Origin of the sequence: Motiliproteus sp. MSK22-1, from assembly GCF_001968815.1 — a bacterium.
In the GTDB taxonomy this organism is placed as follows: Bacteria; Pseudomonadota; Gammaproteobacteria; order Pseudomonadales; family Balneatricaceae; genus Motiliproteus.
The window spans coordinates 15,234-29,932 of sequence record NZ_MIEQ01000018.1; the positions used below are offsets into that span (position 1 = coordinate 15,234).

Genomic DNA, 14,699 nt, shown 5'->3' on the forward strand with positions numbered 1-14,699 from the left:
GTTATATAAAGAATAAAGGGCGTTTGCGTTGCGAAATCCAACGATAAGCCTATTATACTGTTTACAAGACCACATTCCATAGTAAGAATAAGGCAGTAATACGGGCTCTGGCCATATTCTTATAGACTGTTCCGGTACGCTTCTCTGATAAATGCTGAAAGGGATTTACGAATGAAAAAGCTCCTGATTGGATTTATCCTTTTACTGACAGGACCTTTGATGATCAGCCAACTGGCTGCTGATGAGATCCAATTGGTTGACAATCATCCTGATCGTCACGTGGTGGTGAAGGGTGATACGCTTTGGGATATTTCTGCCACCTTTTTGAAAAGTCCATGGCTCTGGCCAAAAGTGTGGTCAGTTAACCCGCAAATTGATAATCCGCATTTGATTTACCCGGGTGATGTTGTTTATCTGGTGTATGTAAATGGGGTTCCCCAGCTACGCCTTGACCGTAGCGGGAAGCTTAGTCCGCAGATTAGACGCTCTCCACTGGAGCAGGCCATCCGGGCCATTCCTCTGCAGGATGTTAAAAGTTTTCTTTCAGATAATCTGGTCCTTTCTGCTGACGAGCTGCAAGCTGCGCCTTACGTATTAGGAGGAGCAAATTCTGCCATCATTGCAGGTGCAGGCGATCGGGTTTATGCCCGGGGTACTGTAGAACAAAATGATCAGAACTTTTTTGGAGTTTATCGACCTGCACGGGTTTATATTGATCCAGATACCGAAGAAGTACTGGGTTATGAGTCCAAGGCTATCGGTGGTGGTTACCTGGTCTCAACCAAGAAAGATATTCTTACTTTGGATTTGAAGCGAACTCATGAAGAGGTTCGGGTCAAGGATCGAGTTCTACCCACTCCGGAAACGGTGATTCAGTCAGTGTTTTACCCCAGTGCTCCTGACAAAGATGTGTCTGGTAAGATTATGTCGGTGTTGAAAGGGGTTACCCAGATTGGTCAATTTGACGTAGTTGCCATTAACCTTGGTGATCGGGAGGGGATGAAGCCCGGACATGTTCTTCATGTATTCAAGAAGGGCGAGATCGTGAAGGATCCGGTGACAGGGGAGCTGCTAACCTTGCCGTCAGAGTTGGGCGGTACCGTTATGGTGTTTAAGGTTTTCGATAAGGTGAGTTATGCACTGGTCATGAAAGCAGAGAATGTGCTTTCTGTGCTTGATGAGGTCCATACTCCATAGTAATGTTTCACGTAGGTTTGCTTGACAGGGAAGGTGAGCGTAACTGCAAGGTCTCATAACCCGGCAAGCATTTCTTTTGTTTGATAGACGACTGCTTTCAATTATTTAAGATCAAGGATGATCTATGCACTCTCATCTCAAATCCTGGCTTCTGCTAAGTTTTTTACCTGGGTTGGGTCCCAGCTCATTGAATCGCTTGCGCATAGAATTTGGCAGCGCCACGTCCATTCTTGATCAACAGTCAAAGGAACTGGCTGCTTATGGAGTACGCCAGAATAGCCTTCGAGTGCTGAATGAGTGGCGAAAGTGTCCAGTTGAACACTTTCTTTCTGACAAACTTGAGCAAGCGGAAGCCTGGGCAGAGCTTGCCGGGCACCACCTTATCTCTATTGAATGTCCGGGATATCCCTGTTTATTAAAAGAGATCCATGACCCGCCGCCTGTGTTGTATTTACGCGGAGATCCTGAAGTCCTTCAGCAACATCAGGTGGCGATTGTGGGAAGTCGGAATGCGTCTATCAGTGGTTGTGAAAATGCATACGGATTCGCTAAACAGCTATCATTGAATGGCTGGGTGCCTACCAGCGGTCTTGCGATTGGTATTGATGGGCAGGCACATCTAGGGGCATTGGATGGACTGGGGCTTACTATAGCCGTCATGGCTACCGGGGTTGATTCGGTCTATCCTCGCAGGCACTGCTCTCTGGCTGAGCGTATTATTGCCGGGGGAGGGGCTGTTCTTTCTGAATTCCCGCTGGGGACTGCTCCTCGTGCGCAACTGTTTCCGCGACGGAACCGGATTATAAGTGGTTTAAGCATGGCAACGCTGGTGGTAGAGGCTTCTCCAAACAGTGGCTCGCTAATTACTGCGAAACAGGCACTGAACCAAGGCCGAGAAGTTTTTGCCATTCCTGGATCAATTCATAGTCCCATGAGTAAAGGCTGTCATGAACTAATACGTCAGGGAGCTAAGCTGGTAGAACAGGTCGATCATATTTTTGAAGAGCTGGGACCGCAAATCAGTTTACCAATAGAGTCATGCAGCCAAACAGGAGGAGAGACAGATAGTTTATTGTCGTCGTTAACTCCATTTGAAAAACGACTGGTCAGTTTTACTGGCTTTGAGCCAACGTCTGTCGATCAGCTGGTACAGCGATCGGGTCACAGCGCTGAGGAAGTGATCTCCAGGATGTTAGAACTTGAACTGAAAGGGCTGGTCAGGTCAGTGCCTGGCGGGTATCAGCGTTAAGTTGTTATTAATTGGTGGCTTAGGTACTGCTTGTAATCCATAGCTGGCCTCATTTACAGCTAATTATATATCTAAAGAATATAGGGCTATTGCTGATAGTTTGTGGCTAGTCTATCTCAGCACTTGAAAGCCGCTTTGTACTCAGGTAGGTTTGCCGGATCTGTTGGCGGAGTGGTTTTTGGAAAAGTATTCTTCTTATAGTTTTAGATCTATAAGGCCCTCTCTCAGTAAGATCTTTAGAGTAGGCCCATCAAGGGCCTTTTAAGTAAGATTTTTTTAATTAGAGTAATGCTCATGTCTAACTCCTTTGTCGCAATTCTTATGGGTTCGGATTCTGATCTTCCCGTTATGGAAGCATCAATGGATGTCCTCAAGTCTTTGAATGTACCTTTTGAAGTGAAAATTTCTTCAGCGCATCGCACTCCTGTTGCTACCCACGACTATGTCGTGGATGCTGATCAGCGTGGCTGCGTGGCGTTTATTTGTGCTGCTGGTATGGCTGCTCACTTAGCCGGTGCGGTTGCTGCAAATACCCTTAAGCCTGTGATCGGCGTACCGATCAACTCTTCTTTAGACGGCTTGGATGCTCTGTTATCTACTGTACAGATGCCTGGTGGTATCCCGGTTGCTACAGTTGCTATTGGTAAGGCAGGAGCAAAAAATGCAGCCTATCTGGCAGCCCAGATTCTGGCTACTAAGGATGAACAGCTGGCCCAGCGTCTGTTGGCAGAACGCCAGGAAAATACCAAAGCGGTATTGGCTAAAGACAAAGCGCTACAAGAAAGACTGGCAAATAGCTAAGTGCTGATTAATCAGAGCTAGTTTCCTGAAGCATGAGTATATGGCATACAAAACAGGCTGTTCGGGCCCTTGATCAAGGCGGGGTTATTGCCTATCCGACAGAGGCTATCTGGGGGCTGGGCTGTAATCCCTGGGATCGGGCGGCGGTTATGCATTTGCTGAAATTGAAGCAAAGGCCTGTGGATAAAGGTCTTATTCTGATCGCAGGAGATATCTCTCAATTGGGAGATTTATTGCTTGGATTATCCGAAAGTGAGCGTTTACTTTTATCACAACCAAGGTCCGTTCCTACTACTTGGATTATACCCGACAGAATGAGAGTCATACCTACTTGGGTCAAAGGTTTACATTCTGATGTGGCTGTAAGGGTGAGTACTCACTTAGGTGTTAAGCAGCTTTGTCACTACTATGATGGAATGTTGGTGTCCACATCAGCAAATATCAGTAGTCAGCCCCCAGCACGAACTCAACGGGAGGTTCGTGCTGCGTTCGGTCGTTCTTTGAACTATCTGTTGCCGGGTCCCCTGGGTGGTTCAAATAGACCTTCTGAAATTCGACTGTTGAAGACCGGTGCGGTGTTACGATCCGGCTAGACGGCTCTATTGGATGCGCCAACTTCAGGCGCTGTAATCTGAAGCGCCAAATGAGCCATTAAGCCAGGTAAATAATTCCGTTCTTATTGAAGAAACCAGGTTCTAAGAGGTTAACTTATGGCTACCGCAGATATGGCGCTAGTTAAGCCATTTATGGAAAAGTTGCAGGACAGTATCTGTGATGGCCTGCAGGTGCTTGAGCCGGAGGTGTCGTTTGTTGAGGACCGCTGGACCAAGGAGTCTGGAGGTGGTGGTCGCTCCCGGGTGATTGCCGGTGGCCAGGTCTTTGAGAAAGGAGGGGTCAACTTTTCCCATGTTCAAGGGCAGAATATGCCGGCTTCCGCAACGGCCCACCGGCCAGAATTAGCGGGGCGAAGCTATCAGGCGGTTGGGGTTTCGCTGGTGATGCATCCTGATAATCCCTATGTACCTACCTCCCACGCCAATGTTCGATTTTTTATCGCAGAGAAGGAAGGCGAAGATCCCATCTGGTGGTTTGGAGGTGGGTATGATCTGACTCCCTACTATGGTTTTGAAGAAGATTGCCGGGAATGGCATAAAACCGCAAAGGATACCTGCGATCCTTTTGGAAAAGATCGTTATCAGGCATATAAAGAGTGGTGTGATAGATATTTTTACCTGAAACACCGTAACGAACCCAGAGGAGTGGGGGGATTGTTTTTTGATGATCTCAACACGCCTGATTTTGATCAGTGCTTCAAATTTGTGCAAGCGGTGGGTAACAGTTACCTTCAAGCATATCTGCCGATTGTTCGACGTAGGGTTGATACAGCTTACGGGGAACGGGAGAAAAAGTTCCAACGTTACAGACGAGGGCGTTATGTCGAGTTTAACCTTGTATATGATCGAGGCACACTGTTTGGCTTACAATCGGGGGGACGGACCGAGTCAATTTTGATGTCGATGCCACCTGAGGTCAGCTGGCAATATAATTGGCAACCCGAAGAGGGAAGTGAAGAAGCTGTTTTGTATAGGGAGTTTCTTAAGCCTCGAGACTGGATTAACGCATAATTGTCTTTCTATTCTGCCTTTACCAACAATTTTAGGATGCGCTATGAGTGACCGCTACGCAGTGGTGGGAAATCCCATTAAACACAGCAAGTCTCCTCAAATACACAGTCGGTTTGCTGCAATGCTTGGCCAGAAGCTTAGCTACCAGACAATGTTAGTAGAGAGTGGAGAGTTTGAGGCTGAAGCACAGCGATTCTTCGCTGAAGGCGGGAGTGGATTGAATGTCACCGTTCCTTTTAAGCAGCAAGCCTGGTCGTTGGCCAGTGAGCTTTCGGATCGTGCCCGTTTAGCCGGTGCAGTAAATACTCTTTTTCTAAGTCGACAGGGGCTTATCTGCGGTGATAATACCGATGGTGTTGGCATGGTTCGGGATCTGGAAATCAATCATGGTACTCGATTGAAGGGAAAGCGAATCTTGATACTTGGGGCTGGTGGAGCGGTACGTGGAGTTTTGGCACCGGTACTGGCAACAGAGCCTCAATCCTTAACTATTGTTAACCGCACTGCTGAGAAAGCTGAGCAACTGGCAGAGGATTTCTCCCATTTGGGTTGTGTCACTGGCAGTGGTTATTGCCAGCTACAGGGGCGTTTTGATTTAGTGATAAACGGAACCTCTGCCAGTTTACAGGGTGAGCTACCACCTTTGCCTGAAGATCTGCTGGCGAGTGGTGCCTGGTGTTACGACATGATGTACGCTGCCCGATCCACACCTTTTATGGTATGGGCTGAGGCGCATGGTGGTAAGGCCCTTGATGGGCTTGGCATGCTGGTGGAGCAAGCTGCTGAGTCATTCCTGATATGGCGGGGAGTACGCCCTGACACAGCTCCAGTGATTGCTGAAATACGTGGACAATTGGTATCCACCTGAGTTTTCCGTTTACAGACTTTCTGATATCACATAAACCTCGGATTATTATTGAGGTTTATGTGAATAACTGTTCTGCCGCACTTCTCAATATCTTCTTAATATCTGCTGAAAGAATACGATCCACTAAGAAGCTTTCCTTTATCTCAATCGGAATGACTTGCTTGTTAAGCAAGCTCCAGCTATAAGTTAACAAACTCAATAGTTAAAAAATTCAAAAGTTAAATAAGCCATATATTTCAGACATTTGACTGAGGATGTTTAATGGAAGACGAAAAGCGTCTGAGTGCTGAGCAGCTATACCACAGCTGTAACCCTGAGTTATTACCCTTCAAGACAACCGAGACATTAGAGAGTTTTAGCGGAATTTACGGGCAGGAACGTGCTATCGGTGCGATGGAATTCGGCATTGGTATGCGTCGACCAGACTACAACATGTTTGTTATGGGGCACTCTCAGAGCGGTCGATTTTCGTTTGTTATGGAAACCCTGAAACGAGAAGCGAAGCGAGACAAAAAGCCACGAGACTGGTGCTATCTGAATAATCTCGAAGACCCTCGTTATCCGCAATCTTTTCAATTTGCTCCGGGAAAAGCTGCTGCTTTTCATAACGATATTAAGCATCTGTTGGAATCTCTCAGCGCTGAGCTACCTTCTGCATTTGAAAACCCCAGCTATCAGCGGCAGAAAAGCAGGATAGATCGCGATTTTAATCGACTGTACGACCAGGCGTTAGAAAGAGTAGAGAACCAAGCCCGTAGTAAGAGTATCGCTTTGTATCGAGAAGCTGGCAGCGTCGGCTTTACTCCTGTTGCTGATGGCCAGGTAATGGATGAGGCGGCCTTTTCTCAGTTAAGTGAAGAGGAAAGAAATAAGGTTAACAGTGACATTAGTTCCCTCGAAGATTATCTGAACGAATCTCTAACCAGTCTGCCGCAATGGCGTCGGGAGATGAATGAGAAGCTTAAGAAGCTGGAGCATGACACGACTCGGCAAGCGATAGTTCCAACATTGCAGTCGTTGCGGGAAAAGTATTCGGCTCATTCGAAAGTGGTTAACTATTTGTCCCAACTGGAAGCTGATTTGGTGAAAGGTGCTGTTGAATTAGTTGGAGAAGACAAATTAGGTGAAGTTAAAGGCGATGCCAGTCGTAGAGCTATTCTGGAGCAGCAGTATGGGGTTAACCTGTTGGTCAGCCATCAGAAGACCAAGGGAGCACCGGTTATTTTTGAGTCTCATCCAAACTATGAAAACCTATTTGGACGAGTTGAATACACCACGGATATGGGAGCAATGGTTACCAACTTCCAGCTGATTAGAGGCGGCTCACTGCATCAGGCTAACGGTGGCTATCTGATTCTGGAAGCAGAAAAACTGTTTGAGCATCCGATGGTTTGGTCGGCCCTGAAGCGTGCGTTGAAATCAAAGGAGTTACGGATAGAAAATCCGTTTGCCGAGTTGGCGGGAATAAGTACTATTACACTGAGTCCCGAGCCGATACCTCTGCGGGTAAAAGTGGTTATTATCGGTGGCCGTGATCTCTATTACCTGTTGCAACAGATGGATTCAGATTTCTCCAAGCTTTTTCGTGTTGTTGTCGATTTTGATGAAGATGTTCCGCGTACTGATGCCTCCATTCGTAACTATGCACGATTGATGAAAACCCTGGCTATGCAGGAAAAGTGTGCACACCTTAATCGTAAGGCAGTGGCTCGGCTGATTGAACACAGTTCAAGAATGGCTGAAGATCAGGACCTGCTATCGGCTCATATCGGTGAGATGATGGACTTGATTTGTGAGGCGGATTACAAGCGTCAGCGCAGCGGCGAGGAGTTGATACAGGATGTTCATATTGAGCAGGCTCTGGAAGCCAAAGAGCTGCGTACCAATCGTCTCAGTACCAAAATGAGGTCAGAAATACTCAATGAAGTAGTATTAATCAAAACAGAAGGAGAGGCAGTTGGGCAATCCAACGGACTGACGGTATTGCAGGTGGGTGATGTCAGCTTTGGTACTCCTGCTCGTATCACCGCTACTGTACACCCGGGTGATCGGGGGATTGTTGATATTGAAAAGGAAGTTACTCTGGGTCAGCCGATACATTCCAAAGGAGTGCTGATACTGTCCGGCTATTTGGGCCATAAATATGCGCAAGACTTCCCGATAAGCCTGTCAGCCAGTATTGCATTGGAGCAGTCTTACGGACATGTTGATGGAGACAGTGCTTCACTGGCGGAAATATGTACACTTATTTCTGCACTGACCCACACCCCCATCAAACAGAGTTTTGCCTTGACTGGCTCGATTAATCAATACGGAGAAGTTCAGGCAATTGGAGGGGTTAACGAGAAAATTGAAGGATTTTTTGATGTCTGTGTCAGCAAAGGCCTGACCGGTGAACAAGGCGTAATCATCCCACGTGCCAACCAACGTAACCTGATGCTAAAAAGGAGCGTCGTTGATGCTGTTAGCGAAGGATTATTTTGTATCCACATAGTAGCGAGCGTAGATCAGGCTTTGGAATTGCTTACTGGTCGAAAAGCAGGAGTGCTGAAAACTGACGGGACTTTTACCCAGCGTTCCCTCAATCATCAGGTGGTCAAAAGATTAAAGGAGTTATACAAAGCTAAATCTTGAATAATGGTACCTGGCAGTCAGTAAGGAAGGGCTCCGGTGGGGGCTCGCTTCAATGTATGAAAAGAGGCCCCTCACCGGTTGGTCGTACTAGCGAGATGCCAGTGGCTCGGAGAAACTGTGCTCCATATCCCAGGGAAAGCGAATCCAGGTATCCTGACTGACTTCAGTGACAAAAGTATCAACTAATGGGCGTCCAGCCGGCTTCGCATAGACAGTGGCAAAATGGGCGTTGGGTAGCATTTCTCTAACGACTTTTGCTGTTTTGCCTGTATCCACTAGGTCATCGACCAGTAGATAGCCATCACCATCACCCTCAACGCCTTTAAGTACTTTTAACTCTCCCTGTTGCTGAGCTTCTCCGCTGGCTGCGGTTCCATAACTCACCACGCACACGGTATCAACGAGGCGCAGATCAAGTTCACGGGCAAGGATAGCGGCAGGCACTAAACCGCCGCGAGTTATAGCAATAATTCCTTTCCAGGGACCCTTTTCCAGCAGGCGCCAGGAAAGAGCCCGGCAATTGCGATGAATCTCCTCCCAGGAGATTGGAAAATCTTTATTGTAAGGCGTGCTCATGCTCTTAACCCTTTGAAGTTATCGATCAAAATCTTTAGCAAATAGATCGGATTTTATGTCTACCCTGTGCGAACTTGCAGATTTCAAATAACAACGCCCGGATCTCTCCAGGCGTTTATAGTGATAGTGTAGACGATTTCAACAGAGGAATTCAAACTGACAATCCGGGTCTGGAAAGCTATTTAATCGCGGATAATGGGGTTTGAAGTCCAGCGGAACGAAAACGTACGCTAAGGATTCCACAGAATTATAGGGCGTGATTCACGGCAGTCCTAGGTTTGTATCGCCGGATCGTCCTCTGTTGAAGAAAGTGCTGTCGTTAGGGGAATTGTTGATGAGCTGAGGCGCCTAGGCAGGAGTCGCTCAATTCCGGTCATACAGTTTATGGGGAGTTACCCTCGGAACCTTCTATCCTGAGGTCGGAAAGCGGACGTTGATTTGATCGCCACAAGAAACACTAATAGTCGACAGATCGTGGATGGTCGATAGGTCATGTGTTGTTCGGGGGAGGGGAAACAAGGACAACCATGCACGCAACTCGGCGGTGTTCCGACTGGAAAACGGGGACCTGACGCTGACGCCTTTGTTTGATTTTGCTCCCATGTACCTGGATCCCGAAGGTATCGCCAGGGTGTGCCGATGGCAGGGAGACGCGGAAGTGGCCGGTACCCCTCCATGGGATAAGGTTATGGATGTGCTGCCGGACGGCGTGGACGTTAAGGTGATACGCAAGGCACTGCGAGAGTTTGGAGGGAAGATCAAGGGTTTGGAAGAGATCATGCGGGAGGCGGGCGTAGACGAGGACATCATCGAATTTCGGAAGACGTCATTCGAAGCGCATGCCAAGCAATTATTGTCATTGAAGGACTAACTGATGAAATCTCCTCAGAACTCAACTGAACTCAAGAAGGAACTTAACCGGGCACTGGGTGCGGGCGAACTGACTTTCGGGCAAGCAACTCGCCAAATGCGCAAGATCGTGGGCATGACGTAAAAAGACTACGCCAAGAAGGTGTTGAATACAACTCCCCGGATCCTGATGGCTATAGAGAACGATAAGGGAAATCCGACTTTGGATACGTTGAAGAAAATAGGGAAGCCATTTGGATATGAGATTGGGTTTATCAAACGTAATTGAGAAAATCCCAGATATGGGCGGGCTCCTGACCAAAGCGAGTGCTCAAATAAGAGTCTGCCGCTGAATCGGAAATAAAGCACTAGTAACAGCAAGGTTGATCTGATTTGGCTGTTATCAGGGAAAGAAATAGAAGTGGTTTTCCGGTAGTTAAAAAAGGCCTTATTGCACAACACAATAAGGCCTTTTTTATATCAGGGGGGAGTGGGTCTTATTTGCGGCGACGCAATCCACCCAGACCTAGCAGTCCCATTCCCAGTAGCGCTAAAGAAGCAGGCTCTGGAACGGTAGTTGTGGTAATTTCGCGTATAAGCTTCAGCTCGATACCTGTGCTGAAATCTTCAAATGAGCTGGCATGGATATGGAAAGGATTATTACCACCAAGAACATTATTCTGGTAGTAATCAGCTAAGCCGGACTCATCGCCGATGGTGATGCCATTGATAGTATCAACGCCAGATGCCAATGCTGCATCACGGGCGGTAATTGTATTTTCACCGTCATTTCTGGCACCGTCACCAGAGATATCCATCACCTGACGGTTGCTTTCAAAACCATTTGATGCAAACAGGTCTGCACCGAAGGTGATCGCTGAACCAATGGCGGTAGCGCTGGAAAATGCACGGGTAACGGCATCAAGAGAATCCGCAAATGCCAGAGCACTGGCTTCGCTGTCGATCAGCATCCAGTCTACAAGAACGGACTGCTCGTTTGAGGAGGACCACTCAATATACTGCACTGCTATGCTACCGATAGTGCCATCCAGTATTGAGTCAACCACACTATCGGAACGAAAGGCACTGGAATAACCTTGAAGTTGCAGTGCGTATTCTGAATTATTAATGCTTCCAGATACATCTGCAAGCAATTGTAGTTCCAGATCGACCGCAACAGCATTAGCATTGTGAGTAAATGTAGCAGCGAGAAGCAGAGCTGCTGCAATAAAATTCTTTAGCATATCCATATATCCTTTATGATATTTAGTTAGACGACCGAGTCACCTAAGCATTTTGTGTGCCACTATAAAATAATTCATTATTAACAATGGGTTGGAAAAAGTTCCATAAAGCTCTGTAAATAACTTGTAAAAAAACATGACACTGTAAGCGAATGTTTTTAAAGGCATTGTTTTTTTATGGTATTAGTTTGAGCTATAGGCGTTGTGGGGAATTACCTATCTGGGATCAGACGAGCTTGGAAAGGACTCGTCATTTCGCTGCGCTGTCTTTCGCGCATTTAGCCATTCCAGGGCTCGCTGAGAACATAATGGACTTATTCGAAGGTTCCCTAACAGAAGAAAGGAGTAATAGATAAAAAGGAGTGATAGATAAAGAGGAGGGCTAAAGGTGCTTTGATTATAAGCAGAGACCATCCGGTCATGACAATTTTATTTGCCATGACCGTTATGAAGCAGCTTTCTTTGCCAGGGTTATTATTGCGTGTTAGCGTAATCTTCACTTAAGTGTTTGTCTTTGAGTCCAACGTAGTTGGCAGCAGTATAGGTAAAAAAGCTGAGTTCCTTTTCTGTTAAGGGTCTGACTTTTTTGACTGGGCGGCCAACATAGAGAAAGTTACTCTCTAAGGTTTTCCCCGGTGGGACAAGGGAACCCGCACCGATAACGACATCCGACTCAACTACGGCACCGTCCATCACCATCGTACCCATGCCAACCAGAACCCGATCACCGATAGTACAGCCATGAAGCATTGCCTGATGACCAATAGTAACGTCATTACCGATAATCAGGGGAAATCCTTCCGGGTTATAGGGACCTGCATGGGTTATATGCAAAACTGAACCATCCTGAACGCTTGTTCGTGCTCCAATTCGTATGCGGTGCATGTCACCACGTATCACTACCAGTGGCCAGACTGAACAGTCGTCACCCAGACTGACATCGCCGAGTACTACAGCCGTTGGGTCAACAAAAACTGCATTTCCCAATTGCGGAGTCATACCCTGGTAACTGCGGATTTTCATATCGTCTTACCCTGTGTAAACTGGGAGCTTATCCGGCCTCTATAGACTAGAGGTCTGCAAACACGATTGCAGATCGGTAATCTCAAAAATGATTAAGTGGCTCTGATCTGAACCCGTTTCGCCATTCTACCTCAAAGTTGGAAGTCTGTCGGGCATGGTCAAATGACTTGCAAGCGAGTGTGTAGGTTGTTTGCCGTATATGATTTTTATCCAGAAAAGACGCTAGTGAGTCAACACGGAACAGGCTACCGGATGCTTATTGACGGAAATGAATATGATTAACCCCCTGCTGGAAGGTCGTTACTTTCCACCATTCAAGCGTATTGATGCGGCTGATGTGATACCCGCATTGGACCAGATCCTCAGTCATAACCGCGATGAAATAGCCTCTTTGCTCAAGTCCCCACCGATGGATTGGTCGCTGATTCAACGCTTGGAAGCGATTGATGATCGGCTCAATAAGGCCTGGTCGCCGGTGAGCCATATGAATGCGGTAATCAATAATGATGAGCTTCGGCAGGCGTACAATGCAGCATTACCCAAGCTGAGTGAATACAACACGGAGCTGGGACAAAATGAAGAGCTGTTCCACGCTTATAAGAAACTGGCAGATAGTGACGCCTATAAGTCGTTGGACACCGCTCAACAACAGCTTTTAAATAATGCGTTACGAGATTTCAAGCTTTCTGGTATTGATCTTTCCAAGGAGGACCGAAAGCGCTATGGAGAGTTGCAGAAACGGCTTTCAGAATTGGCCAGTCAGTTTTCTGAAAACGTCCTGGATGCAACTCAAGCCTGGTCTAAGCATTTTGATAGTGCAGACGCACTCTCAGGATTACCGGAAAGCTCTCTGGCTTTGGCTGCTCAGGCTGCCAAAGAAAAGGACAAGGAAGGTTACTGTCTGACTCTCGACTTCCCTTCCTATTACAGTGTGATGGCTTATGCGGATAATCGGGAATTACGCCAGGAAGTTTATCAGGCTTATGCAACACGCGCGTCAGATCAGGGGCCTACTGCAGGTCAGTGGGACAACTCTACGATAATCGACGAACTGTTGTCCTTACGGCATGCCGTTGCGCAGCTCTTGGGTTTTGATAATTATGCTGAATACTCGCTAGCGACGAAAATGGCTGAGAGTACGGATCAGGTGGTTGATTTTCTGGAGGATCTGGCGACCAGGAGTGTCTCCAGGGCTACTGATGAGCTTCAGGAACTGGAACGCTTTGCTCACAAACTGGATGGAATTGAAAGTGTTGAGCCATGGGATCTGGGCTACTACTCAGAAAGACTTCGACAGGATCGCTATGCTTTATCTCAGGAGGAGCTACGTCCATACTTTCCTATTGAGAGAGTTCTCAGTGGTTTGTTTGAGATTGTTGGTCGGCTGTTCGGTATTAGTGTTGAGGAAATTGGCGCGGAAAAGCTTGATGCCAGCGGGGTTGAGTTGTGGCACGTCGATGCCCGATTCTTTGAGGTAACCAGGCAAGGTCAGCGAGTAGGATACTTTTACCTGGATCTGTATGCCCGCAGCAATAAGCGTGGTGGTGCCTGGATGGATGAATGCCGGGTGCGTCGACGCTTGGAAGATGGTTCATTACAGTTACCGGTAGCTTATCTGGTCTGTAATTTTAATCCTCCGGTTGCGGATCAGCCTGCCTTGTTGACGCATAATGAAGTAACAACTCTATTTCATGAGTTTGGTCATGGATTGCATCATCTTCTGACAGAGGTTGAGTGGGCAGCTGTCTCAGGAATTAATGGCGTTGCCTGGGATGCCGTCGAGTTACCCAGCCAGTTTCTGGAAAACTGGTGCTGGCAGCCAGAGGCATTGTCTCTGATATCCGGTCACTACCAGAGCAAAGAATCCCTTCCTGCTGAGCTGTTGGAGCGTATGCTTGCTGCTCGGGACTTCCAATCAGGAATGCAGATGGTACGGCAACTCGAGTTTGCATTATTTGATTTCGTGCTGCACCGGGATTATTGCCTGGAACCACTGACAGATGTTCAGCAGGTTCTTGATGATATCCGGTCACAGGTTGCGGTGATTAAGGTGCCGGAATATAACCGCTTTCAGAATAGTTTTTCCCATATATTTTCTGGTGGTTATGCTGCGGGATACTATAGCTACAAGTGGGCAGAAGTGCTTGCTGCCGACTCTTTTTCGAGGTTTGAAGAGGAAGGAGTATTTAATCCACAGACAGGCAGCGAGTTTCTGGCGTCTATTTTATCTAAGGGGGGGGCAGCTAAGCCGATGGCTTTGTTTATTGACTTTATGGGGAGAGAGCCTCAGGTGGACGCACTGCTCAGACAGGTTGGCTTACTGCCGGAATCATCATGCTGAAGAGGATATACAACCATGGCTGTTAAGCGATTTGTTGCCGGTGCAGTCTGCCCCCGTTGTGCAGAAATGGACAAATTGAGAACTTGGCGCGATCAAGTCCGTGAATACCGTGAGTGCGTGCAGTGTGGATATCAGGATGCCATGCGTTTGGATGGCGCTGCAGAGCCTCAGGAACTGGAAACCAGGGTTAACCAGCCCGTTGAAAATTCTGAGCCCAAGTTGGCCACAGAGGATGAACAAGTGATACAGTTCGTTCCCAACCCCGCTAAAAAATAATCATAAGAACCTTTGG

General features: G+C 47.4%; 14 protein-coding genes. 11 read left to right on the forward strand and 3 right to left on the reverse strand.

Going from position 1 to position 14,699, the window contains the following annotated elements; genetic code table 11:
• Window positions 1-171 precede the first annotated feature (171 nt).
• From BGP75_RS01265 to BGP75_RS01295, 7 genes are all read left to right on the forward strand, one after another.
• On the forward strand, window positions 172-1,197 hold the full coding sequence (locus BGP75_RS01265) for a LysM peptidoglycan-binding domain-containing protein (protein ID WP_076714277.1): 1,026 nt from the start codon (window positions 172-174) through the stop codon (window positions 1,195-1,197).
• A 124-nt stretch (window positions 1,198-1,321) separates the two neighbouring features.
• The gene (gene dprA / locus BGP75_RS01270) at window positions 1,322-2,446 is read left to right on the forward strand and encodes a DNA-processing protein DprA (RefSeq protein WP_076714279.1); all 1,125 of its coding nucleotides are present in this window, start codon (window positions 1,322-1,324) and stop codon (window positions 2,444-2,446) included.
• Between the two features lie 294 nt (window positions 2,447-2,740).
• Entirely contained in the window at window positions 2,741-3,247 is a 507-nt protein-coding gene (purE, locus tag BGP75_RS01275; RefSeq protein WP_076714281.1) for a 5-(carboxyamino)imidazole ribonucleotide mutase, read from the forward strand.
• Window positions 3,248-3,279: 32 nt separating this feature from the next.
• Window positions 3,280-3,840, forward strand: coding sequence for a Sua5/YciO/YrdC/YwlC family protein (locus tag BGP75_RS01280; RefSeq protein ID WP_076714283.1), 561 nt, complete (start codon window positions 3,280-3,282; stop codon window positions 3,838-3,840).
• 117 nt (window positions 3,841-3,957) lie between these two features.
• Entirely contained in the window at window positions 3,958-4,872 is a 915-nt protein-coding gene (gene hemF, locus BGP75_RS01285; protein WP_076714285.1) for an oxygen-dependent coproporphyrinogen oxidase, read from the forward strand.
• A 43-nt stretch (window positions 4,873-4,915) separates the two neighbouring features.
• On the forward strand, window positions 4,916-5,740 hold the full coding sequence (aroE, locus tag BGP75_RS01290) for a shikimate dehydrogenase (RefSeq protein ID WP_076714287.1): 825 nt from the start codon (window positions 4,916-4,918) through the stop codon (window positions 5,738-5,740).
• 261 nt (window positions 5,741-6,001) lie between these two features.
• Complete coding sequence (locus tag BGP75_RS01295) at window positions 6,002-8,374, forward strand: Lon protease family protein (protein ID WP_076714289.1); 2,373 nt, start codon at window positions 6,002-6,004, stop codon at window positions 8,372-8,374.
• Between the two features lie 87 nt (window positions 8,375-8,461).
• Here BGP75_RS01295 and gpt read toward each other — a convergent pair whose 3' ends face one another.
• A complete protein-coding gene (gpt, locus tag BGP75_RS01300) occupies window positions 8,462-8,950 on the reverse strand; it encodes a xanthine phosphoribosyltransferase (RefSeq protein ID WP_076714291.1) in 489 nt (162 codons plus the stop codon).
• A 478-nt stretch (window positions 8,951-9,428) separates the two neighbouring features.
• Here gpt and BGP75_RS01305 point away from each other — a divergent pair, with 478 nt between their 5' ends.
• Both BGP75_RS01305 and BGP75_RS27700 read left to right on the forward strand, forming a co-directional pair.
• Window positions 9,429-9,821, forward strand: a complete 393-nt coding sequence (locus BGP75_RS01305) for a hypothetical protein (RefSeq protein WP_076714293.1) — start codon at window positions 9,429-9,431, stop codon at window positions 9,819-9,821.
• Between the two features lie 141 nt (window positions 9,822-9,962).
• The gene (locus tag BGP75_RS27700; protein WP_369832087.1) at window positions 9,963-10,088 is read left to right on the forward strand and encodes a hypothetical protein; all 126 of its coding nucleotides are present in this window, start codon (window positions 9,963-9,965) and stop codon (window positions 10,086-10,088) included.
• A gap of 208 nt (window positions 10,089-10,296) precedes the next feature.
• Here BGP75_RS27700 and BGP75_RS01315 read toward each other — a convergent pair whose 3' ends face one another.
• On the reverse strand, window positions 10,297-11,043 hold the full coding sequence (locus BGP75_RS01315; protein WP_076714295.1) for a DUF1194 domain-containing protein: 747 nt from the start codon (window positions 11,041-11,043) through the stop codon (window positions 10,297-10,299).
• Window positions 11,044-11,517: 474 nt separating this feature from the next.
• Entirely contained in the window at window positions 11,518-12,066 is a 549-nt protein-coding gene (locus BGP75_RS01320) for a gamma carbonic anhydrase family protein (protein ID WP_076714297.1), read from the reverse strand.
• 274 nt (window positions 12,067-12,340) lie between these two features.
• Between BGP75_RS01320 and prlC the strand changes: the two genes are divergently transcribed.
• Window positions 12,341-14,407: an oligopeptidase A gene (prlC, locus tag BGP75_RS01325; RefSeq protein WP_143820951.1), complete on the forward strand. Its 2,067-nt coding sequence runs from the start codon at window positions 12,341-12,343 to the stop codon at window positions 14,405-14,407.
• A 15-nt stretch (window positions 14,408-14,422) separates the two neighbouring features.
• Window positions 14,423-14,683: a YheV family putative zinc ribbon protein gene (locus BGP75_RS01330; protein ID WP_076714302.1), complete on the forward strand. Its 261-nt coding sequence runs from the start codon at window positions 14,423-14,425 to the stop codon at window positions 14,681-14,683.
• The last annotated feature ends 16 nt before the right edge of the window (window positions 14,684-14,699 follow it).